Annotated in this window: 19 protein-coding genes and 2 pseudogenes; 10 read left to right on the top strand and 11 right to left on the bottom strand. The window is 65.2% G+C overall.

What is annotated here, in order from left to right:
• The first annotated feature begins 27 nt into the window (after positions 1-27).
• The 4 genes from paaI to ACVIIV_RS32745 all read left to right on the top strand — a co-directional run bounded on the left by paaI (position 28) and on the right by ACVIIV_RS32745 (position 4100).
• Positions 28-471 carry a hydroxyphenylacetyl-CoA thioesterase PaaI gene (gene paaI, locus ACVIIV_RS32760; RefSeq protein ID WP_456747868.1) on the top strand — a complete coding sequence of 148 codons (444 nt, stop codon included), beginning with the start codon at positions 28-30 and terminating at the stop codon, positions 469-471.
• 49 nt (positions 472-520) lie between these two features.
• On the top strand, positions 521-1852 hold the full coding sequence (gene paaK, locus ACVIIV_RS32755) for a phenylacetate--CoA ligase PaaK (RefSeq protein ID WP_456747867.1): 1332 nt from the start codon (positions 521-523) through the stop codon (positions 1850-1852).
• 182 nt (positions 1853-2034) lie between these two features.
• Entirely contained in the window at positions 2035-3042 is a 1008-nt protein-coding gene (locus ACVIIV_RS32750) for a quinone oxidoreductase family protein (protein WP_456748883.1), read from the top strand.
• Positions 3042-4100 (top strand): YeeE/YedE family protein, encoded by a 1059-nt coding sequence (locus tag ACVIIV_RS32745; RefSeq protein WP_456747866.1) that lies wholly within the window; start codon positions 3042-3044, stop codon positions 4098-4100. Before ACVIIV_RS32750 ends, ACVIIV_RS32745 begins: the two co-directional genes overlap by 1 nt.
• Here ACVIIV_RS32745 and ACVIIV_RS32740 read toward each other — a convergent pair.
• On the bottom strand, positions 4079-4993 hold the full coding sequence (locus tag ACVIIV_RS32740) for a DMT family transporter (protein WP_456747865.1): 915 nt from the start codon (positions 4991-4993) through the stop codon (positions 4079-4081). The genes ACVIIV_RS32745 and ACVIIV_RS32740 overlap by 22 nt on opposite strands.
• An 83-nt stretch (positions 4994-5076) precedes the next feature.
• Between ACVIIV_RS32740 and pdxR the strand changes: the two genes are divergently transcribed.
• Positions 5077-6522, top strand: a complete 1446-nt coding sequence (gene pdxR / locus ACVIIV_RS32735; protein WP_456747864.1) for a MocR-like pyridoxine biosynthesis transcription factor PdxR — start codon at positions 5077-5079, stop codon at positions 6520-6522.
• 10 nt (positions 6523-6532) lie between these two features.
• Here pdxR and ACVIIV_RS32730 read toward each other — a convergent pair whose 3' ends face one another.
• The 4 genes from ACVIIV_RS32730 to ACVIIV_RS32715 all read right to left on the bottom strand — a co-directional run bounded on the left by ACVIIV_RS32730 (position 6533) and on the right by ACVIIV_RS32715 (position 10021).
• Entirely contained in the window at positions 6533-7756 is a 1224-nt protein-coding gene (locus tag ACVIIV_RS32730) for a bifunctional alpha/beta hydrolase/OsmC family protein (protein WP_456747863.1), read from the bottom strand.
• Positions 7757-7781: 25 nt separating this feature from the next.
• Complete coding sequence (locus tag ACVIIV_RS32725) at positions 7782-8441, bottom strand: sulfite oxidase-like oxidoreductase (RefSeq protein WP_456747862.1); 660 nt, start codon at positions 8439-8441, stop codon at positions 7782-7784.
• An 89-nt stretch (positions 8442-8530) separates the two neighbouring features.
• Positions 8531-9754, bottom strand: coding sequence for a cytochrome P450 (locus ACVIIV_RS32720; RefSeq protein ID WP_456747861.1), 1224 nt, complete (start codon positions 9752-9754; stop codon positions 8531-8533).
• 57 nt (positions 9755-9811) lie between these two features.
• On the bottom strand, positions 9812-10021 hold the full coding sequence (locus ACVIIV_RS32715; RefSeq protein WP_018648108.1) for a ferredoxin: 210 nt from the start codon (positions 10019-10021) through the stop codon (positions 9812-9814).
• Positions 10022-10159: 138 nt separating this feature from the next.
• Here ACVIIV_RS32715 and ACVIIV_RS32710 point away from each other — a divergent pair, with 138 nt between their 5' ends.
• Positions 10160-10807: a TetR/AcrR family transcriptional regulator gene (locus ACVIIV_RS32710; protein ID WP_456747860.1), complete on the top strand. Its 648-nt coding sequence runs from the start codon at positions 10160-10162 to the stop codon at positions 10805-10807.
• Here ACVIIV_RS32710 and ACVIIV_RS32705 read toward each other — a convergent pair.
• From ACVIIV_RS32705 to ACVIIV_RS32690, 4 genes are read right to left on the bottom strand one after another with little or no spacing between them, the layout of a single operon-like run.
• Positions 10804-11436, bottom strand: a complete 633-nt coding sequence (locus tag ACVIIV_RS32705; RefSeq protein WP_456747859.1) for an aspartate/glutamate racemase family protein — start codon at positions 11434-11436, stop codon at positions 10804-10806. The genes ACVIIV_RS32710 and ACVIIV_RS32705 overlap by 4 nt on opposite strands.
• A 49-nt stretch (positions 11437-11485) precedes the next feature.
• Positions 11486-12496: an amino acid ABC transporter substrate-binding protein gene (locus ACVIIV_RS32700; protein WP_456747858.1), complete on the bottom strand. Its 1011-nt coding sequence runs from the start codon at positions 12494-12496 to the stop codon at positions 11486-11488.
• A gap of 12 nt (positions 12497-12508) precedes the next feature.
• Positions 12509-13858, bottom strand: coding sequence for an aspartate aminotransferase family protein (locus ACVIIV_RS32695; RefSeq protein ID WP_456747857.1), 1350 nt, complete (start codon positions 13856-13858; stop codon positions 12509-12511).
• A 3-nt stretch (positions 13859-13861) separates the two neighbouring features.
• Entirely contained in the window at positions 13862-14734 is an 873-nt protein-coding gene (locus ACVIIV_RS32690) for a MurR/RpiR family transcriptional regulator (RefSeq protein WP_456747856.1), read from the bottom strand.
• Between the two features lie 88 nt (positions 14735-14822).
• On the opposite strand from ACVIIV_RS32690, the gene ACVIIV_RS32685 reads away from it, so the two are divergent.
• From ACVIIV_RS32685 to ACVIIV_RS32675, 3 genes are all read left to right on the top strand, one after another.
• Positions 14823-16007, top strand: coding sequence for an amino acid ABC transporter permease (locus ACVIIV_RS32685; protein WP_456747855.1), 1185 nt, complete (start codon positions 14823-14825; stop codon positions 16005-16007).
• Between the two features lie 2 nt (positions 16008-16009).
• Positions 16010-17119, top strand: coding sequence for an amino acid ABC transporter permease (locus tag ACVIIV_RS32680; protein ID WP_456747854.1), 1110 nt, complete (start codon positions 16010-16012; stop codon positions 17117-17119).
• 101 nt (positions 17120-17220) lie between these two features.
• Complete coding sequence (locus ACVIIV_RS32675) at positions 17221-18657, top strand: extracellular catalytic domain type 2 short-chain-length polyhydroxyalkanoate depolymerase (protein ID WP_456747853.1); 1437 nt, start codon at positions 17221-17223, stop codon at positions 18655-18657.
• Between the two features lie 287 nt (positions 18658-18944).
• Here the strand turns inward: ACVIIV_RS32675 and ACVIIV_RS32670 are convergent.
• Both ACVIIV_RS32670 and ACVIIV_RS32665 read right to left on the bottom strand, forming a co-directional pair.
• A pseudogene (locus ACVIIV_RS32670) lies at positions 18945-20365 on the bottom strand (amidase).
• Between the two features lie 120 nt (positions 20366-20485).
• A complete protein-coding gene (locus ACVIIV_RS32665) occupies positions 20486-21262 on the bottom strand; it encodes an SDR family oxidoreductase (RefSeq protein WP_456747852.1) in 777 nt (258 codons plus the stop codon).
• A gap of 157 nt (positions 21263-21419) precedes the next feature.
• On the opposite strand from ACVIIV_RS32665, the pseudogene ACVIIV_RS32660 reads away from it, so the two are divergent.
• A pseudogene (locus tag ACVIIV_RS32660) lies at positions 21420-22494 on the top strand (tartrate dehydrogenase).
• Positions 22495-22574: the final 80 nt, after the last annotated feature.

The following is a 22574-nucleotide window of genomic DNA, read 5'->3' as shown; positions in this document are numbered from 1 at the left end:
TTGCGTGCAAACAGCCGGGAGAAGCGCGTGAACGTCAAAGCTGCCCTGTCGCCCGAGGATATTGCCCGCGCCTGCGCCGAGGCGATGTGGGCCGAGGACGATGCGTCCAAGGGTCTCGGCATGGAGATCGTCGAGATCGGCCCGGGCTTCGCAACGCTCGCCATGACGGTGCGGCCGGACATGGTCAACGGCCAGCGCATCGCCCATGGCGGCTTCATCTTCACCCTCGCCGATTCCGCCTTTGCGTTCGCCTGCAACTCGCACAACGAGCGCGTCGTCGCGGCGCAGGGCCAAATCACCTTCATCAAGCCCGGCAGGCTTGGCGACCGACTCGTTGCGAAGGCGCGGGAGGTCACCCGCGGTGGTCGTTCCGGCATCTACGACGTGCGTGTCACGGCGTGCGAGGTCGTCATCGCTGAATTCCGCGGGCATTCGCGCGTCATTCCCGGCACGTGGCTGCCGGCGCAATAAAAATAAGAGACCAATAAAGAAAAGAACAGATCAATGTGGGGAGACGAGGATGGCTCTGACGAGGCTGAAGGAAGGCGGTAACGCTTATCGTGCCGAGATGGACGCGCCGGAGCGCGCGTCGCGCGACGAGATCATGGCGTTGCAGAAGCAGCGGCTGGCCTGGTCGCTGAAGCACGCCTACGACAACGTCGCGCATTATCGCAAGGCCTTCGACAAGGCCGGCGTGCATCCGTCCGACTTTCGCGAGCTCTCCGACCTCGCCAAGTTCCCGTTCACGGTGAAGACGGACCTGCGCGACAATTATCCCTTCAACATGTTCGCCGTGCCGCGCGAAAAGCTGGTGCGGGTGCATGCTTCATCCGGCACCACGGGCAAGCCGATCGTCGTCGGCTATACCCAGCGCGACATCGACACCTGGTCGGAGGTGATGGCGCGATCGATCCGCGCCGCCGGCGGCCGCACTGGCATGATCATCCACAACGCCTACGGTTACGGCCTCTTTACCGGTGGCCTTGGCGTGCACTACGGCGCCGAAAAGCTCGGGTGCACCGTGGTGCCGATCTCCGGCGGCATGACCGAGCGGCAGGTGCAGCTCATCAACGATTTCCGGCCTGACATCATCACGGTGACGCCGAGCTACATGCTGGCGATCCTCGACGAGTTCAAGCGGCAGAAGCTCGATCCGCGCCAGAGCTCGCTCAAAATCGGCATCTTCGGCGCCGAGCCCTGGACCAACGCGATGCGCGGCGAGATCGAGGATGCCTTCGACATGGACGCGACGGACATCTACGGTCTCTCCGAGGTGATCGGCCCCGGCGTCGCGCAGGAATGCATCGAGACCAAGGACGGTCTGCACATCTGGGAGGACCACTTCTACCCCGAGGTCATCGACCCCGAAACCGGTGCGGTGCTGCCGGATGGCGAGAAGGGCGAGCTGGTCTTCACCTCGCTCACCAAGGAAGCTTTTCCGGTGATCCGCTATCGCACCCGCGACTTGACGCGGCTGCTGCCGGGCACAGCGCGTCCGGGCATGCGGCGCATGGAGAAGGTGACGGGCCGCTCCGACGACATGATCATCCTGCGCGGCGTCAACCTGTTCCCGACACAGATCGAGGAGGTGCTGCTCGCGACCGACTGGTGCGGCGGGCACTTCATTCTGGAACTCACCCGCGAGGGCCGGATGGACGAGCTGACCATCATCGCCGAGGCGCGGCCCGAAAGTTGGGACGGCCGCGGGCTCGTCGATCATGCGGACCGGATCTCGACCCACATCAAGAATACGATTGGCGTCAGTTCGAGAGTTCAGGTGGTCGCGCCGGCCACGCTCGAGCGCTCGCTCGGCAAGGCCAAGCGGCTCTACGACAAGCGGCCCAAGGACTGAGTCTCACCCCTCATGGTGAGGAGGCGCGTAGCGCCGTCTCGAACCATGCAGGCCCGGCTACAGCAGCGGGGGCCTGCATCCTTCGAGACGCTTGCTTCGCAAGCTCCTCAGGATGAGGGGAGGCGGTTGACTTGACCGGCCTCAAAGGCGACAAGGCCCGCGAGAAATCGCGGGTCTTTTGCATGTCATCAGCCGATCCCAAAGCCGTCGACGCGCGCTGCGTCCGCCTTAATGCCAAGGCCGAGAACGCCGCTGCGGTTGCGCCAGCCGTCGAGCGTCATACGCTCACGCGCGGGCCGCACGATCTCCTGATCGAGGTGAAGGCTGCGGCGGTCAATCCATCGGACGTCAAGGCTGCAACGGGCCTGATGCCTTATGCCGTATTTCCGCGCACGCCCGGCCGCGACTACGCCGGCGTGGTGATCGAAGGGCCCGCGGGCGCGCTCGGCCGCGAGGTGTTCGGCTCCTCCGGCGATCTCGGCATCCGCCGCGACGGTACGCATGCGAGCCATCTGGTCGTCGAGGCCGATGCCGTGGTGGAGAAGCCGAAGACGGTATCGTGGGAGGAGGCCGCCGGCATCGGCGTGCCCTTCGTCACCGCGATGGAGGGCTTCCGTCGCGCCGGCATCCCGAAGCCCGGCGAAACGGTGCTGGTGTTCGGCGTCAACGGCAAGGTCGGTCAGGCCGCGGTGCAGATCGCGACCTGGCAGGGTGCGCGCGTCATCGGCGTGGTGCGCAAGGCGGAAGCTTATGAAGGCCACGCCAACGCGCCCATCAAGGTGATCGACGCCTCCGCCATCGACGTTGCCGCGCGCGTGCGCGAACTGACCGGCGGCAAGGGCGCCGACATCGCCTTCAACACGGTCGGCGATCCCTATTTCCAGGCCGCGCACAAGTCGCTCGCCTTGCGCGGCCGCCAGATCCTGATCGCCGCGATCGACCGCATCGTGCAGTTCAACATCCTCGAATTCTATCGGGGCCAGCACACTTATGTCGGCATCGATACACTCGGCCTGTCATCCGCCGCGACGGGCGCAGTGCTGCGCGACCTGGGGCCGGGTTTTGCGAGCGGCCATCTGAAACCGTTTCCGATCAAAGCGAATGCGATTTATCCGCTGGAGCGCGCCAAGGAGGCGTATCTTGCGGTCGCCGGCTCATCGCGCGATCGTGTGATCTTGAAGCCGCAGTAATGGAGTCCTCCACCCAGCTCGTCATTCTTGCCGGCCTCGTCATTGGGCTCATCTACGGCGCTGTCGGCCTGCTCAGTGGTTTCTGCCTGATGAGCAGCATGCGCGGATGGCTGGCGGACGGTGATGGGCGACTTGTGCGGAGCTATGCGCTGGCCGTTGCGGTTGCGATCGCCGCCAGCCAGTTCCTCGCCGGTAGCGGCACGGTCGATCTCGGCAAGTCGATCTACCTGCAGCCGTCGTTCTCGCCGGTGGTGCTGTTCCTCGGCGGTCTTCTGTTCGGCTACGGCATGGTGCTGTCGAACGGCTGCGGCTCGCGGGCGCTGGTGCTGCTCGGGCGCGGCAATCTCCGCTCGTTCGTCGTCGTGGTCGTGCTGGCCATCGCCGCACAGATGACGCTGAAGGGCCTGATCGCGCCGGGGCGGATCGCGCTGGTCCAGGCGACGCAAACCACGGCCGCCACGAATTCGCTGCCGTCTTTGCTGGCGACGCTCGGTTTCACGGAATCGCTTTCGCGCGCGCTTGCCGCAGCCGCGACAGTCGTCGCGTTGATCCTGTTTGCTTTCGCGCATCCTGCATTCCGCCGCTCGCTCGGCCAGATCGTAGCGGGCATCATCGTGGGCCTCCTCGTCGCCAGCGGCTGGTTGGTCACCGGCTATCTCGGTGCCGACGACTTCAATCCGGTCCCCGTGACCTCGCTCACCTTCATCGCGCCGATCGCGGATGCCCTGCAATACGCCATGCTCTCGACCGGACTGACGCTGAACTTCGGCGTCGCGACGGTTGCCGGCGTCTTCGCCGGCAGTCTGGTGACGGCGCTCGTGACGGGCCGCTTCAAGCTTGAGGGCTATTCCTCACCGCGCCACATGCTGCGCTCGGGCAGCGGCGCGGCGCTGATGGGGATCGGCGGCGTGATGGCGTTCGGCTGCTCGATCGGGCAGGGGCTGACGGGAGTCTCGACGCTCGCGCTGGGGTCGTTCGTCGCAGTCGCCGGCATCCTGCTCGGCACCGCGGCCGGCCTGCGCGGGGTTCTGCGGGTTCAGCCTCTCGCGGTGGCCTGACTGCGCAATAACCGATCGCCTAGCGTCGCAAGGCCGATGCCGGTAACGATCAGTCCGGCCGCGACGGCAAGGCTCGCGTCGATGGGTTCGCCCAGAAGGATCGCAGCGCTGGCGATGCCGACGAGCGGTGTCCCGGTGGTGCCAAGCGACGTCGTCAGGGCCGAGATGCTCTTGTTGACCATCGACATCGCCCAATAAGCCAGGACTGTTCCGACCAAACCCGAATAGAGGAACAACAATACGAGCCTCCACGACCACTCCACATGTGGGAGGCCGTCCACGGCTGTCGCGCCGACCGACAGCACGATCGTTGCCACGAGCACCTGCCAGAGCAAAAGCTGGAGCGGAGATCCGATCCAGCGATGCGCGCGGATATAGATGATGTTCGCAGCCCAGGAGATCGCGGCCAGGATGACCATGCCGGCGCCGAGCAGCACGTTTGTGTTGGTCCAGTCGATCGAGGATGGATTCAGGATGACGGCAAGGCCGATCAGCCCGAGCAGAGCGCCGGCGAGCTTCGGCGCCGTCAGCGTGTCCTTGCCGAAAAGGGGCGCGGCGAGTGCGACCCAGAGCGGCGTGGTGTAGCCGAGCACGATGCCCTTGCTTGCCGGCAGGAAGCGAAGGCCGCTGGCAACCAGGATCGAGAACAGCGTCATATGCAGCAGCGCCACGCTCAGGATCACGGGAAAGTCGCGTCGCTCCGGGATCACGAGATTGTTGCTCAGTCCGAGCAGCACGAACAATCCAGCCAGCGCGATCCAACTCCGGATTGCCGCGCTCCACAGCGGCGGGACGAACTGCACGAGCTGCTTGGTCACTGACCAGTTCACGCCCCAGGCCAGCACCACGATGAGGAACAGGCCGATGGCCGCACGGGGTGACAGGGTGTTCATGTCGCAGGTCCTTGAAGCAGTCCAGGCCGCCGGATAGCATCCCGACTGGCATTTGAAAAAGTGCCAGATTGGAGAAGAAGAGAGTGCCAGTATCCGACACGACGATCTCCGCGTTGATCGAGCTGAAGCGGACCGATGGCGAGGGGCTGGTGGCGCAACTGACGAGCCAGCTGCGAGGCCTGATCGCGACCGGCCGCCTCGGCAAAGGCCGCGTGCTGCCGTCGAGCCGACGGCTTGCGAGCGATCTCGGCGTCTCGCGCAACACCGTCACATACGCGTTCGAGCAGCTCGTGGCCGAGGGATATGTCGCAGCTTCTCATGGCCGCCGTCCCGTGGTCATGATCGACGGCCACGAACGCATCGAACGGGGCGCCGTCGCAGCGGGCGAATGCGTCGGCAAACTGCGGCTCTCGCCTTGGGCTACGAAGCTCCAGCAGGCCGACTGGCCGATGTCTTATCGGGGGCAGCTCAAACCGCTGCGCCCGGGGCTGGGCGATTTCAGGGAGTTTCCGGACGAGGTCTGGGCACGCTGCCTGCGCCGCAGTGCCGTGCATGCAGGCACGCGCGAGCTGGGACCGGTCAACCGGCTGCGCCTGTGCGAGGCGCTGACGCATTATCTGGCGACGAACAGGGACGTCCGCGCCACGGCGGAGCAGATCATGATCCTGCCGAGCGCGCAGGCCGCGCTGACCTTGATTGCTGCCACACTCATTTCGCCGGGCGATCATGTATGGGTGGAAGACCCAGGCTATCCCGGCGCGGCGGCTGCCTTTCACGCATCCGGCGCGCGCCTGACCGGCATCGGGCTGGACGAACAGGGCATGCAGCGAATGCCAGGCCTTGGAGCTCCCAGGCTGATCTTCATGACGCCGTCGCATCAGCACCCGACCGGCCGGTTGATGTCGCTGGCCCGCCGCACCGAGTTTCTCGCGGCAAGCCGGCCCGGCAGGACCTGGATCGTCGAGGACGATTACGACGGCGACTTCCACTACGACAGCCGGCCGGTGCCGGCCTTGCAGGGGTTAGATGCCCATGGCCGCGTGTTCTATGTCGGCACATTCTCGAAGGCGATGAGGTCGGACATCCGGCTCGGCTATCTGGTCGCGCCGGCGGCGCTGGTCAGCACCTTGGAGATCGCGCAGCAGCACATGGGACTGATCGCCGCCAGCCACATCCAGGAGGCGCTGGCCGAATTCATCGCCGATGGGCACTTCCTCGCGCATCTGCGCCGGATGCGCCGGCTCTATCACGCGCGCCGCGATCACCTCGTCGAGGAGCTGCAGCGGCATCTCGGTGGCATGCTCTCGGTCGAGGTGCCCCCCGGCGGCATCCAGCTCGTCGCCCGCATCGAGCGCGGCCGCACTGATCGGGCGGCGGTGAAGCGGCTGGTCGAGGCGGGCGTCGAAACGCGCGCCTTGTCCAGCCTGGCGCTCGGCAAGCCGCGCGATCACGGCCTGCTGCTCGGCTTTGCGGCGTGGCGCGAAAACGAGATCAGCGCGGCCGTGCGGACGATGGCGTCGTGCTTCTAATGGGGCATCGTTACTCGACGGCCTTCGTCACGATCCGGATCTCCGATGTCAGCGTACGGTGCACCGGACACTTGTCGGCGATCTCCATCAGCTTCTTGCGCTGCTCGGCATCGAGCGCGCCGTCCATCGTGATGTCACGCTCGATCTGGTCGAGCATGCCCTCGCGCGTCTCGCATTCCGCGCAATCCTTGGCGTAGATCTTGGAATGTTTCAGCGTGACCGTAACGCGGTCGAGCGGCAGCGACTTGCGGTCGGCATAGAGGCGCATGGTCATGGAGGTGCATGCACCGAGACCGGCGAGCAGGAAATCGTACGGGCCGGGACCGGCATCCTCGCCGCCGGCCGCGACCGGCTCGTCGGCCACGAGACGATGCGGACCGACCGAGATGGTCTGGTTGAACTTGCTCTTGCGGGTCTCCTGCACCACGACCTGGCGCGCCGCCTCCGGAAGATCCACCGCCTTGGCGGGCCTTGCCGTGTCGATGTAGCGGCTCGCCCAAGCCGCGATCACGTCGGCTGCGTAGAGGGCGTCGGCCGGTTTCGTGAGCAGATGATCGGCGTGGTCGAGAGAGACGAAACTCTTGGAGTGCTTCGCCGACACGAAGATCTTGGTCGCATTGTCGATGCCGACAGTATCGTCAACAGGCGAATGCATCACGAGAAGCGCCTTGTGCAGGCCGGTGACATCCTTCATCAGCTCGTGCTCGGCGATGTCGTCGAGGAATTCACGCTTGATCCGGAACGGACGTCCCGCGAGCGAGACTTCGACCTCGCCCTGAGCGCGGATGTTGTCGATATGCTCTTTGAATAGGCCGGTGACGTGAGCGGGATCGGACGGCGCCGCGATGGTGACGACCGCCTTGGCTTCAGGGATCTGTCCTGCTGCCGCGAGGATCGCTGCGCCGCCGAGGCTGTGGCCGATCAGGATCGACGGCGCCTTGCGGGCACTGCGCAGATGATCGGCGGCCCGGACGAGATCGGCGACGTTGGAGGAAAAGGTCGAATTGGCGAAATCGCCTTCACTGGAGCCGAGCCCGGTGAAGTCGAAGCGCAGCACCGCGATGTCCTTGGCCGCTAGTGCGACAGCTATGCGCTTTGCGGCCAGGGTGTCCTTGCCGCATGTGAAGCAGTGCGCAAACAGCGCGAAAGCCGCGGGCTCGCCGTCAGGCAGCTCCAGCGCGGCCGCGAGCTGATGGCCGCCTTCGCCGGTGAATTGAAAGCGCTCCGTCGGCATGGGCTTCCCCCGTTCTTGCTTGAACCTAATCGCCCGAGTAGCGTTGCTCGGCCCAGGGATCGCCGCGGTTATGATAGCCGCGGACTTCCCAGAAGCCCGGCGCGTCCTCGGTCAGGAATTCGATCGCCTGGAGCCATTTTGCACTCTTCCAGAAATACAGATGCGGCACGACTAGCCGCACCGGGCCGCCATGCTCCTCCGTCAGCGGCTGGCCGGACCAGCTGTGGGCGAGCAGCGCGTCTTCGGCAGCAAAATCCTCCAGCGCGAGATTGGTGGTGTAACCGTCGTAGGAATGCAGCACGACGAAGCGCGCATCCTCGCGGGGCTGGCAGGCTGCGAGCAGATCGCGCGTGGCGAGCCCCTCCCATTCATTGTCGTAGCGCGACCAGGTCGTCACGCAATGGATGTCGGAGGTGAACCGAGCCTGCTTCTGTGCGATGAACTCGTCGAAGGTCCAGAACACGGGAGTTTCGATCGCGCCGTAGACGTCGAGCCGCCACCGCTCGCGCGATACCGGCGGCACGACCCCGAGATCGAGCACCGGCCAGTCCTTGGTGAGGTGCTGCCCGGGCGGCAGGCGCTGGTCTTCCGGCCGGGTGATTTTGCCGGTGAGAAACCGGCCTTCGCGCGCCCATTTCTCCTTGGTGCGCGTCAGCTTACTGTCGGATGGCGTCTCGTCGGTCATGGCCTACTCGTGGCGATGCATGGCGGAGGCGTGCTTGGTGTCGCGCATGCCATGAAAAGGCCTGTCCACTTCCTTTGCTTTGGGAAGGCCTACATCGCCTTTCCGAGCAGAAATGGCAACTGCCGGGGGCCTCTCACCGTGCCCTGTGACCAGGTCACCGTGCCTGCCGGATCGAGCCGGAAGTCTGGAATCCGCTTCAGCCATTCCTCCAGCGCAACCTGCATTTCCATGCGCGCAAGATTGGAACCGACACAACGGTGGATGCCGAGGCCGAAGGCCGCGTGGCGATTCTCGCGTCGGTCGATCACGACTTTGTCAGCGTCCGGAAACATCTTGGGATCGCGGTTGGCAGCCGGGAAGGACAGCAGCACCATGTTGCCCGGCTTGACCGGACAACCCGAGATCGTCGTCTCCTTGACCACTTCGCGCGCCATCGTCACCGGCGAATAAGCGCGCAGCAACTCCTCCACCGCCGCCGGGATCAGCCCGGGCTCGGCGATCAGCCGCTCGCGGTCGGCCGGCGTCTTCGCAAGATGCCAGAGCGAGGAGCCGATCGCGCTCCAGGTGGTGTCGATGCCGGCGATCAGCAGCAGGCGCAGCGAGCCCAGCACGTGGGTGTCCTCGAGCGGACTGCCGTCCTTGTTCCTGGCGTTCATCAGGTAGGAGATCAGGTCGTCGGTGGGCTTGTTCTTGCGCGCCTCGATGTGGCCGCTGAAATAGGCCGTCATCTCCTGCACGGCCTGGAGCAGCTTGCTCTCATCCTTGATGCCGAGCTCGAGGATCATGTGAATCCAGTTGATGAAGAGATCGCTGTCGCTCTCGGGAATGCCGAGCATGTGCGCGATCGCCCGAACCGGGACGTATTTGCTGTAGCGCGCGGCAGCGTCGATCTTGCCGTCGGCGATGAAGTCGTCGATCAGCTCGTTGCAGATGGCGCGGACCCGCGGTTCGAGCTTCTTCATCGCATCCGGCGTGAACGGCGGCAGCAGCAACTGCTTGGCCGGCTTGTGCACAGGCGGATCGGAGGTGATGGGCGGGGCAGCGTTCTTGCTGGTGATTTCCGGCCGCACGTCACGGACGATAATTCGGCGCGAGGAGAAATGCTCGGTGTCGTTGGCGATCTCGCGCACCGCTTCATAGGTCGTCGGCAGGTAGCAGCCGAGGAAGCGTTTCGTGTGCACCACGGGACTTGCGGCGCGCAGCTCGTCCCAGATCGGGAAGGGGTCCTCCGTCCATTGCGGATCGGTGTGGTCGAAATCATGGACCCAGTCGGTCACGGGCGGATGGGCGGCGGGCTGGTTGACGTCGGACATGGCAGGAAATCCCTTCGCTCGTGTTCGCTGAAAGCACGCGGGGCGGCAGTGGCCGGGCTACTCCTCGATCACATCGATCGCGATTTCCGGGCAGTTGGATTTCGCAAGCCAGGCCTTGTCCTCGAGCCCCGGCGGGACGGTGCCGTCGCCGGCTTCGTGCGCGTTGCCATATTCGTCGAGCTCGAAAAGTTCCGGCGCGAGTGCCTTGCAGCGGGCATGACCCTGGCATTTGTCGGGGTCGACGTGAACCTTCAGTCGCTCTGCCATTGCGGCTTCCTTGGTCGTGTGCGCGCGAGGGCCCGAAGGGCGGCGCGTTTCCTCATCTGGGTTCTATTTAAGTTATATCCTATTACATTCGCGACGGGCTTCCCCTGTCAAGCTCAAACTTATAGGGTTCGCTTCAACATGCGTTCACAACTCGCTCGCAAGCCCGAGAAGACCTATCACCATGGCGATCTTCGCGATGCGTTGATCAAGGCCGCGCTGCACGAGGCAGAGCAGGGCGGCGCCGAGGCGATCAGCATCAAGGCGCTTGCCAAGCAGCTTGGCGTCTCGCAGCCGGCGCCATATCGGCATTTTGCCGACCGCGAAGCGCTGCTCACGGCGGTCACTGCGGAGGCGTTCCGGCAACTCTCAGCGCTCCTGCGCGAGGCAATGGCAAAGCCGTCGAAGCAGTCGAAACTCTCGCGGCTCGCTCAGGCGACGCTCGATTTCGGTCTGCGCCGCAATGGCATCTACCGCTTGATGTTCGCTTCGCGCACGGTGTCCTGTGCGGCCAAGGGCAGCGAGCTGCACGAGGCAACGCGGGAGACCTTCGCGCTCGTGATCGAAGCTTTGGAAGTGCCCGCCGTCGGCTACCTGCGCGAACGGCAGGCGCTCAAGATCTGGGCGGCGCTGCATGGTGTGGTGATGCTGGCCGAGCAGGGCCTGTTCACCGGTGAAGCGGCGCACGCCACGCGCGAGGAGCTGGTCGAGGATTTCGTCAACGAGACGAAGGCTGCGCTTGCGGTCGCAATCAAGGATGCGCTGCGTCGGACAAAGGCCGGCGCTTAAGCCTTCAGCAGCCTCATCAGCTTCTCGACAGCGCTGTCCGGCGTCGTCACGACGGGACGGCCGGTGGCCTCCGCAACCAGTGGCGCAGTCGCGGCGATGCTGAATTGCGCGAGCGCGATGACGTCGCAATCGCGCAGATCCTTCGACGCTTCGACAATCAGCCGGTCATGCGTGGCGCGGTCGCCGCGATCGAGCGCGGCCAGCGCGCCTTCAGCAAGCTTGGGCACGACCTGGACCGAGGCGGGAAACTCGGGCGGCATCGAGACCAGCGTTGGCGGAAAAGTCGAGAGCAGGCCGATGCGCTGACCCATCGTCGCCGCCCTCTCGATCATGGCCTCGTTCGGCTTCAGCACCGGCATCGGCGCATGTGCGCGCGCGACCGCCTCGATGCAGGGGCCGAAGGCCGAGCAGGTGAACAAGATCCCGTCTGCCCCGGTCGCTGCCGCATAATCGCCGAGCGCGAAGAAGCGCTCGGTCATGGCATCGTTGAGTTGGCCGTCGCGCGCCAGATCCGCCGACAAGCTGTCGTCGAGCAGATTCATCAGCCGCGCCTCGGGCCACGTCTGCGCGAACGCGGCCTCGATCGGTGCGATGGAGTGCTTGAGGGCGTGGATGAGGGCGATGCGCATGGGATGTCTCGTCTCCCTCGCCCCGCTTGCGGGGAGAGGTGAAGCACCTTTACTTGAACGGAATGGCGTACATCAAGCCGCCCTTGCTCCAGAGGCCGTTGAGGCCGCGATCGAGCTTGAGCGGGCTCGCTTTGCCGACATTGCGCTCGTAGATCTCGCCGTAGTTGCCGCCGGCCTTGATCGCCGTGACCAGCCATTTGTTGTCGAGCCCAAGCCGCGAGCCGAGGTCGCCGCTGGCGCCCAGCAGCCGCTGGATCGCGGGCGTCTGCGACTTCGTCATCTCATCGACATTGGCCTGCGTGACGCCGAGCTCCTCGGCCTCGATCAGCCCGTAATGCAGCCAGGTGATGATGTCGCTCCAGACCTCGTCGCCATTGCGGGTGAAAGGCCCGAGCGGCTCCTTGCTGATGGTCTGCGGCAGCACGACGTAGTCAGCCGGGTTCGGCGCCGCGGTGGTCACCGCGCCGGCCAGCGCGGAGGCGTCCTGGGTCATGGCATCGCAGCGGCCGCCGAAGAAAGTCTGGTACATGGTGTCGACGCGGTCGAACACCAGCGGCTTCCAGTCGATGCCGTTGGCGCGGCCGTAATCGCCCAGCGTGACCTCGTGCGTGGTGCCCTGCGCGACGCAGACGGTGGCGCCCTTGAGGTCCTTCAGCTCCTTCACGCCGAGGTCCTTCTTCACCACGAAACCCTGGCCGTCGTAGAAGTTGACCGGGCCCTGTCGCAGGCCCAGCGTGACGCCGCGCAAATAGGTCTGCGTCGAGTTGCGGTAGAGCACGTCGATCTCGCCCGATTGCAGGGCGGTGAAGCGGTTCTGCGCCGTCAGCGAGACGTAGCGCACCTTGGTGGGGTCGCCGAGCACGCCGGCCGCGAGCGCGCGGCAATAGTCAACGTCGAGGCCCTTGTAGTTGCCTTGCGAGTCCGGCGCGGAGAAACCGGCAAAGCCGGCGCTGACGCCGCATACCAGCGTGCCGCGGCTCTTCACCGTATCCAGCGTCGCCGCCGAGGCCATCACCGTCGATGCCGCGAGCACGCCCGCTACGATAACCACTTTCCTCATACTACTCTCCCCTCAGTGATTGACACTACGCAACACGTTGTCGACGGCCGTGCCGAGCTTGTCGACGATCAGGTCGATCTCGGCTGCGGAAGCGATATAGGGCGGCGCCAGCAGCACGTGGTCGCCGCGCACACCGTCCGCGGTGCCGCCGCCGGGATAACATCCGAGCCCGTTCGCGAAGGCTTCGACCTTGATCTTCTGGTGCAGCTTGAGCGCCGGATCGAACGAGGCGTGCGTCGCGCGATCGGCGACGAGCTCGATCGCCCAGAACAGCCCGCGGCCCCTGATATCGCCGACATGGCGGTGATTGCCGAAGCGCTCGGTGAGGCGCTGTTCGAGCCGTCGGCCGCGTTCCCTGACCTGGTTGAGCAGGCCGTCCTCGCGGATCACGTCCTGCACCGCGAGCGCCGCCGCACAGGCGAGGGGATGCGCAAGGTAAGTATGGCCGTGCTGGAATGCGCCGGAGCCCGCGCGGATGGTGTCGATGATCTGGCCGCTTGCGAGCATCGCACCAATCGGCTGGTAGCCGCCGCCGAGGCCCTTCGCGATCGCCTGGATGTCAGGCGCGATGCCCTCCTGCTCCCAGGCGTGCGTCGTGCCGGTGCGGCCCATGCCGCACATGACCTCGTCGAGGATCAGCAGCGCGCCATGGCGGTCGCAGATCTCGCGCACCGCCTTGAAGTAACCGTCGGGTGCGGTCACGGCGCCGGCGGTGGCGCCGACCACGGGCTCGGCGAGGAACGCCGCCACGGTGTCGGGGCCGAGCCGCTGAAACTCGGCTTCGAGCTCGGCGGCGAGGCGCGCGACGAACTGAGCATCCGACTCGCCCTCGCGCTTCTCGTGATAGGCAAAGGCCGGCGTCACATGGCTGAAAGCGGTCGAGAGCAGCGGTGCATAGGGGGCGCGACGCCAGGCGTTGCCGCCGGCGGCGAGCGCGCCGAGCGTGTTGCCGTGATAACTCTGCCGCCGGGCGATGAAGTGTTGCCGCTGCGGCTCGCCGCGCTCGATGAAATACTGCCGCGCCAGCTTGATGCTGGCTTCGATCGCCTCCGACCCGCCGCTGACGAAATAGGCGTAGGCGAGACCGCCGGGCTCGTGCCCCACCAGCGCTTCGGCAAGTGCTTCGGCCGGCTCGGAGGAGAAGAAAGCAGTATGCGCATAGGCGAGAGTGGACGCCTGCTTGGCCATCGCCGCGGTCACGCGCGGGTGCTGGTGGCCGAGGCAGGAGACCGCCGCGCCGCCGGAGGCATCGATGATGCGCCGGCCGTCCTCGGCGAAGAGATAGACGCCTTCGCCGCCGATCGCCTTGGGCGGCGTCTCGCGAAGCGAGCGATGCAGCACGCGGCTGGTGCGAGTGCTCATGGGTCAACCTTTCTCTGAGACGTAGGTGGAGGCCACGGCGAGCCGCGCCTCGGTATTTTCCAGGCGCTTCTTGGCGGCCGTACCGCCAAGCGAGAACGTGACCGCCGCGAGCGACTGCGCGATTGCGATCGCGCCCGTGAGGCTGGGGAAAAAGCCGGGCGAGGACGCTGCCTCGAACAGCAGCACGTGGTCCGCGCCCTCGGCCATCGGCGCCGAGAGGCTGTCCGCGATCGCGATCAGCGTCGCGCCGCTGCGATGAGCGGCTTGCGCAACGCGGACGCTGGCATGCGTGTAGGGCAGGAAGCCGATAACGATGACGGCTTCGCCGGGCCGGAAGGCGCCGAGATCGAGGTCGTCGGGCCCGGACGTGCCGACGAGCTGCACCTGTTCGGGACGGAACAAGCGCAGCTCGTAGTTTAGGAGTTCCGCGACGCTGCGGCAGCTTCGGTAGCCGGCGATCCAGATCCGCTTGGCGTCGTGCAGCGCGCGCGCCGCTTCCGCGATCGGCTGTGCCGGGATGCGCGGAAGGCCGGCGGCCTCGGCTTCGAACTTGTCGATGACGAGCGCGACATCGGCGTTCGGCCCCTGACGGCGGCCTTTTGTGCGGCCGGAGAAGGGCGCAGTCTGGGACGGCCGCCGCGCCTCGGTCAGCGCCGCACGCAGCTCGTCCCAGCCGGAATAGCCGATCGCCTTGGCAAGACGCGTGAACGCGGCGGGATCGGCGCCGGCTTCTGCCGCGAGATCGCGCATCGAACGGGTGGTGGCGTCGTAATCATTGGCGGCGACAAAGCGCCCGACCTCCTGCAACCGCATCGGCAGCGACGGCAATGCGATGCGCAGTTCGCTCAGGGGCGAGGATTTCGCGGGCTCGGCCATGAAACATTTGTTGCATGAAATGGAGTTTGGTGCAACAGTTGACGTGCGCCGCCGGAAATCGCTGCATTTGAACAAGGATTTTTGTGCTGTGACCGCCGATCACCCCAGACCGCCGCCGCGCCGCCGCTTCTTCGCGCTCGGGCGCAACGAATTGAAGGGCCTGTTCTGGCAGGTCCTGGTGGTCGGGATCGCAGTCGCAGTGATCGCCTTCCTCTGGTCCAACACGGTCACCAACCTGTCGGCCCGCCGCATCACCACCGGCTTTGCCTTTCTCGGCCGCGAGGCCGGCATGCCGATTTCCGACAGCCTGCTCGCATATAATCCGAGGGACACCTATTTCTGGGCGTTCGTCGTCGGCATCGCCAATACTCTGCGCGTCGCCGTGATCGGCATTGTGCTCGCGACGATCTTGGGCACCCTGATCGGGATCTCGCGGCTGTCGGCCAACTGGCTGCTGTCGCGGCTCGCCGCCGTCTATGTCGAAACGCTCCGCGACATCCCGCTGCTGCTTCAGCTCCTGTTCTGGTACGTGCTGATGCAGGCGCTGCCGGCCGCACGCGCCGCGTGGCGACCTGTCGAGGGTGTGTTCCTCTCCAATCGCGGCCTGATCCTGCCGGCGATCCCGTTCGGCCCGCCACAGCTTTGGGTGCTCGGCACCGCGGTGCTGGGTTGCGCGGTGTTCTATGTCATCCGGCGATGGCTGGTCGCGCAGCAGATGCGCGACGGCAGGCCGCGGCCGGCCTGGCCGTTTGCGCTCGGCCTCATCGTCGTGGTGCCGGTGGCGGTCTCGCTGGCGCTCGGCGTGTCCTGGTCGATCGAATGGCCGCAGCTGCGCGGCTTCAATTTTGTCGGTGGGCTGACGCTCGCCCCGGAATATTTCGCGCTGCTGATCGCGCTCGTGACCTACACCTCGGCCTTCATCGCCGAGATCGTCCGCAGCGGCATCCAGTCGGTGCCGCGCGGGCAATGGGATGCCGCCAATGCGCTCGGCCTGCGCCGCAGCTTCATGCTGCGGCAGATCATCCTGCCGCAGGCGCTGCGCGTCATCGTGCCGCCGATGACGAGCCAGTATCTCAATCTGACCAAGAACTCCTCGCTCGCGGTCGCGATCGGCTATCAGGACGTGGTCTCGATCGCCAACACCACGCTGAACCAGACCGGGCAGGCGATCGAAGCCATCGCGCTGATCATGGCGGTGTTCCTGACCATCAGCCTTTCCATCAGCTTCTTCATGAACTGGTACAACGCGCGCATCGCGCTGGTGGAGCGCTGATCATGACCGCGATCACGGACATCCCCGATGCACCCCGCGCCGCTCGCCGACCGCAGATGGGCAATCCGGTGCTGCGCTGGCTGCGCAAGAACCTGTTCTCGTCGATTCCCAACGGCATCCTCACGGTCGTGCTGCTGGCGATCCTCGCCAAGGGAATCTTCAGTTTCGTGCAGTGGGGCGTGGCGAACGCGGTGTGGCTGACGCCGGGGAACGATTCCAGCGCCTGTCGCGCGGCGCGTGGCGTTGGCGCCTGCTGGGCGATCATCCCCGAAAAGTACCGCTTCATCCTGTTCGGCACCTATCCATTCGACGAGCAGTGGCGGCCGGGGCTGTCGGTCCTGCTGTTCATCGCGCTGTACTACCTCTCGACCCGCCGCGCGCTATGGCGGCGCGAGCTGGTCTATCTCTGGATCGGTGCACTGGCGCTGATCAGCGTTCTGATGTGGGGCGGGGTGTTTGGCCTGTCCTTCGTCTCGCAGGACCGCTGGGGCGGACTGCCGGTGACGCTGATCCTGGCGACTTTTGGTCTCGCCTTCGGCTTTCCGCTCGGCATCCTGGTCGCGCTCGGCCGGCGCTCGAAGCTGCCGGCGATCCGCTCGCTCAGCGTGCTCTATGTCGAGCTGATCCGTGGCGTGCCGCTGGTGAGCCTGTTGTTCATGGCGAGCGTGATGTTTCCGCTGTTCATGCCCGCCGGATTCAATATCGACAAGCTGCTGCGCGCGCAGATCGCGATCATCCTGTTCGCCGGCGCCTATCTTGCCGAGGTCATCCGTGGCGGCCTCCAGGCCGTGCCGCGCGGGCAGTACGAAGCCGCCGAGGCGCTCGGCCTGTCCTACTGGCGCAAGCACCGGCTGATCGTCCTGCCGCAGGCGATCCGCCACGTCATCCCGCCGCTGGTCAACACCTTCATCGCCTTCTTCAAGGATACCAGTCTCGTCCTGATCATCGGCATCTTCGACTTGCTGACGACCGCGAAGACCGCGATCATCGATCCCGCCTGGCAGCAATTTTCGGTCGAGGTCTACATCTTCGTCGCCGCGATCTATTTTGTCTTTTGCTTTGCGATGTCGCGCTACAGTCGCAGCCTGGAGGCGCCGACAACGCCGAAGTGACGGTTCCTCGTTTTGGTGCCGCTTGTTTGCGCTTGCACTGATTGCCGATCTTGAGTTGTAATACCAGAGATTGCTCCTGCAGTCGATTTGGCGAGGCTGTCATGCGCGTGGCCGTTTTGCGGCAATTCACCGCCGCCCAGATCTGCGTCCTGATCTTCACAACTGCTCTCGGCGTGTCGTCGCGTGCCGCGGAGGGGTTACGGGGCTATCGCGCGCCAATTGGTGAGAGTTCGATTTCGGGAATTTCGTCGGGCGCGTTCATGGCCGTTCAGTTCGGTACGGCGTGGTCGTCGGTGATCAAGGGCGTCGGCGTGGTCGCAGGCGGCCCTTACTGGTGCGCGAAGGCGGACGCGCTCGACGTCGCCACCTGGTACTGGGGGCCGATCTGGCGGGCCACGGGTGCATGCATGAAAGGGCCGGCGTCGGATCTGGATCCGAAGGATTTTACGGCAAAGGCCGACGCGAAGGCCGCAGCGGGCGAAATCGACCCTCTCAGCAATGTCGGCAGGCAGAAGATCTATCTCTTTCACGGCTACAATGACGCGGTCGTCGACAAGGCCGCGACCGATGCGGCCGCCGATTTCTATCGCCATTATCTGGGGGATGCCAATCGCGGCAACTTGTTCTATCAGGCCACGCTCGGCGCGGGCCACTCGTTCGTCGTGATGAAACAGGGCGTACCCGGGCTCAACGACTGCAAGGCCAACGCGGAGCCCTATATCGACCAGTGCGGCTATGACCAGGCCGGCGTCATCCTGCAGCATATTTACGGCCGCCTGAATCCGCCCGGTCCCGCGCAGCTTGCAGGCTCGGTGAGGAGCTTTGATCAATCGATCTATACCACGCCGCATCTGCCCGACGCGCTGAGCATGGGCGATACCGGCTATGTGTTCGTACCTCAGGATTGCGAGCAGGGCAGTCCGTGTCGCGTCCACGTCGCGCTCCACGGATGCAAGCAGGACGTCGCCGATATCGGACGCAGATTCGTGGATGAGGCCGGCTACAATGCGTGGGCGGACACGAACCACCTGATCATTCTCTATCCGCAAACCAAGACCAGCCCATTCTGGCCAAGCAATCCGCAGGCCTGTTGGGATTGGTGGAGCTACGTCGACCATCAGGATAGCTACGTGACGAAGTCCGGATCGCAAATGAAGGCAATCAAGGCCATGCTGGATGCGCTCACGGCCGGGGCTGCGGCGCCCGCCGGCGCGACCGCGCCATCGCTATCGGCACCGCAGTCGCTCACGGTGATCGATACGTCGGATAGCGGCGCTGACCTGGCTTGGTCTCCAGTGGACGACGTAACAACCTACCGGGTTTCGCGTGCGGGGCCAGATGGTGCGTTCCAGGTGATTGGCGTCGTGACAGGAGCGAGCTTTGGGGATTCCGGCCTGATGCCACAAACAACATATCGCTGGCGTGTCTCGGTCATTCTGAACGGAGCGGAGGGCCCGAGCTCCGACGATGCGACCGGCACCACGCGATCGACGCCTCCTCGCTGCGATGATCCCGGCTCCTGCCCGATCGCCAAATAGCGAACCGAGCAACCGTCCTGCGTGCCGCGCGATGACTGGTAGGGTGCGACGGGAGGTCGTGCCGCGCTCTACTTTGTCTTTTGCTTTGCGATGTCGCGCTACAGTCGCAGCCTGGAGGCGACCAGCGGGAGGTGAGGTCTCGTGTCCCGGACAAAGGGGCAGCGCGCTAGCGCTGCGCCGCAGAGCCGGGACCCAGGGCAGCACCGGAAGTCGCGGAGAGATGGGCCTCGGCTCTGCAGCGCAACGCTTAAGAAGCGCTGCGCTGCGTCCGGGGCACGAGAGTGAGGCTAGTTCTTCACCTTCGGATCGATCGGCGTCGTGCCGCGCAAGCCCAGAATATCCTCCAGCACCTTCGCTCCTGCGATCACCTGCGCGTCGGCGCGCGGCGCGCCGACCACCTGCACGCCGACTGGCAGGCCGGACGCCGTGAAGCCGCAGGGCAGCGACAGCGAGGGGCAGCAGGCGAGCGTGATGGCGTAGACGATGCCGAGCCACTCGACGTAATTGTCGAACCTCTTGCCGGCGCATTCGGCGACATAGCGGTTCTCGATCGGGAAGGGCGGCACGATCGTGGTCGGCACCAGAAGCAGGTCGTAGCTCCTGAAGAACTCGACCGCCCGCGCGGTCATGCCGACGCGTTGCGCCTCGGCGCGCGCCAACTGGTCGACCGTGAGCTTGAGGCCTTCTTCGATGTTCCAGATCACCTCGGGCTTGAGCAGGTCGCGCTTGGTGCGCAGCAGATTGGCCTTGGTGATCGCGAAATCGAAGGCGCGCAGCACGTGGAAGCATTCGTGCGCCTCGCGCCAGTCGGGATGGGCCTCCTCCACGACGGCTCCGGCCTCCGCGAAACGTTCGGCGGCCTTGCGCGTGATCGCCTTCACTTCGGGATCGACCGGGGTGATGCCGAGATCGGGCGAGTAGGCGATGCGCTTCGGCTTGTCTTGCCCGCCTGTGCCGCCGACAGGAACGAGATTTCGGGGGCCGGCAGCGACAGCGGGTCGTCCGCATAATCGCCGCTCATGGCATCCAGCAGCAGCGCGAGATCCTCGACGTTGCGCGCCATCGGACCGACCACGCCGAGATTACGATCGATACCTGAGTTGGGAGTATGCGCGACGCGGCCGATGCTCGGCCGCATGCCGACGACGCCGCAGAATGCCGCGGGGTTGCGCAAGGAGCCGCCCATGTCGGAGCCCTGGGCGAGCCAGGCCATGCCGGTCGCAAGCGCCACCGCGGCGCCTCCGGAGGAGCCCGCTGCCGATTTGGTCGTGTCCCAGGGATTGAGCGTCGCGCCGAACACCTCGTTGAAAGTATTGGCGCCGGCGCCGAACTCCGGCGTGTTGGATTTTGCGTAGACCACCGCGCCGTTTGCCTCGAGGTTCTCGACCATGAGGTCGGACTTCGCGGGAATGTTGTCCTTGAAGATCGGCGAGCCTTGCGCGTTCAAGACGCCTGCAACGTCGGTCAGGTCCTTGATGGGGACCGGCAGGCCCGCCAGCAACCCGCGCGCGCCGGCCGGCTTCCGCATCAGCGCCTTGGCGCTATCCCGTGCGCGATCGAAGCACAGTATCGGCAGCGCGTTGACCTTGCCGTCGACGTCGCTGATGCGCTTGTCCAGCATATCCAGGAGCTCGAGCGGCGAGACGTCGCCGGAGCGCAGCTTGTCGACGACGGCGCATGCTGTTTCGCGGATCAGGTCTTGAGACAATTGGTTTACTCCTATGCATAATCTAGGTTCGTCATTGCGAGCGCAGCGAAGCAATCCAGACTGTTACCCGCGGATACATTCCTGGATTGCTTCGCTGCGCTCGCAATGACGAGGATAGAGTTAACCCCACCCCGCGCTGATGCCGCCGTCCACCGTATATATCACGCCCGAGGTATAGCCGGCGCGATCTGACGCCAGGAACGCCATGAGGTCGCCGATCTCGCGCGCATGCGCCGGCCTGCCGAGCGGCAGGCTCTTCTGGAATTCCTTGTAGCGGCTCTCGTCGCCGAACTGGTGCTTTGCCCGCGTCTTGAGCAGGGTGACATGGCGGTCGGTGCCGACGGGGCCGGGATTGATGCCGACGACGCGGATGTTGTCGGCCAGACTCTTGCCGCCGAGCGCGCGGGTGAACGCCATCAGCGCGGCATTGCCGGCGCTGCCGCAGATGTAGTTGGCGTCGAATTTCTCGCCGGCGGCGCCGATGTCGTTGACGATGACGCCGCCGCCCTTGGCCTTCAGCTGGGCATAGATGTGCCGCGTCAGGTTGATATAGCCGAACACCTTCAATTCCCAGGCGTGCCGCCAGGCCGCCTCGTCGATCTTGTCGATCGAGCCGCCGGGGATGTCGCCGGCGTTGTTGACCAGCACGTCGATGTCGGCAGCTTCCTTGGCGAGCCGTGCCACATCCTCAGGCTTGCGCAAGTCGACAATGCTCGTTGCGGCGTCGATCTGGTGCGCGGCGCGCAAGCGGTCGGCCAGCGCCTTCAGTGCCTCGCCGCTGCGGGCCGCCAGCAGGAGATGCGCGCCTTCCTCGGCAAACGCCTCGGCGGCGGCTGCGCCAATGCCCTTGGACGCGCCGGTGATCAGGACGCGCTTGCCACGCAGATGCAGATCCATGGGGAGTACTCGTTCGTGGGAACAGGATCAAATCAGTAGGCGCCCGGCTGCGCCATGGTCAACATTGCAGTGCAGCGTTGCACCGCCGTCGACTTTGGTCCATTGCAGTGCGGTCAAAAAAAGACGGCGGCTGCCGGACCAACCAAGGACGTTCTCGATGAGCAAGAAACAATACCGGATCGCGGTCATTCCCGGCGACGGCATCGGCAAGGAAGTCATGCCGGAGGGCCTGCGCGTCATGGAGGCGGCCGCCAAGAAGCACGGCGTCTCCGTGCATTTCGACCATTTCGACTTCTCGTCCTACGATTACTACGAGAAGCACGGGCAGATGATGCACCGATGACTGGAAGGACAAGATCGGCAAGCACGATGCGATCTATTTCGGTGCGGTCGGCTGGCCGGCCAAGATTCCGGATCACGTCTCGCTGTGGGGCTCGCTGATCAAGTTCCGGCGCGAGTTCGACCAGTACGTGAACCTGCGCCCGGTGCGGCTGATGCCCGGCGTGCCGTCGCCGCTGGCGGGTCGCAAGCCCGGCGACATCGATTTCTGGGTGGTGCGCGAGAACACCGAAGGCGAATATTCCTCGGTCGGTGGCCGCATGTTCCCCGACACCGAGCGCGAGTTCGTGACGCAGCAGACGGTGATGACCCGCACCGGCGTCGACCGTATCCTGAAATTCGCCTTCGAGCTCGCGCAGTCGCGGCCGAAGAAGCACCTGACCTCGGCGACCAAGTCGAACGGCATCTCCATCACCATGCCCTATTGGGACGAGCGCGTGGAGGCGATGGCCAAGAAGTTTCCGGGCGTGAAGTGGGACAAGTACCACATCGACATTCTCACGGCGAATTTCGTGCTGCATCCGGATTGGTTCGACGTCGTGGTCGGCTCGAATCTGTTCGGCGACATCCTCTCGGACCTCGGCCCGGCCTGCACGGGCACGATCGGCATCGCTCCGTCCGGCAACATCAACCCCGAGGGTGATTTCCCCTCGGTGTTCGAGCCGGTTCACGGCTCGGCGCCCGACATCGCGGGGCAGGGCATCGCCAACCCGATCGGCATGATCTGGTCGGGTGCCATGATGTTGGAGCATCTCGGCGAGAAGGAAGCCGGCAAGTCGATCGTCGACGCAATCGAGCGCACGCTGGCCGAACGGACGTTGCGCACCAAGGACCTCGGCGGCAATGCCGATACCACGGCGTGCGGCAAGGCGGTTGCGGACATGGTGGATTGATGTTCTTCCCCTCTCCCCTTGTGGGAGAGGGTGGCTCGCCTGTCCAGACCGGATAGATGGGTAACACAGTAGACCGGATG

The sequence above is a fragment of the Bradyrhizobium sp. USDA 4354 genome, from assembly GCF_054060315.1.
The sequence above is the reverse complement of the archived record's forward strand: the minus strand, read 5'-3'. Positions and strand labels throughout refer to the sequence as shown.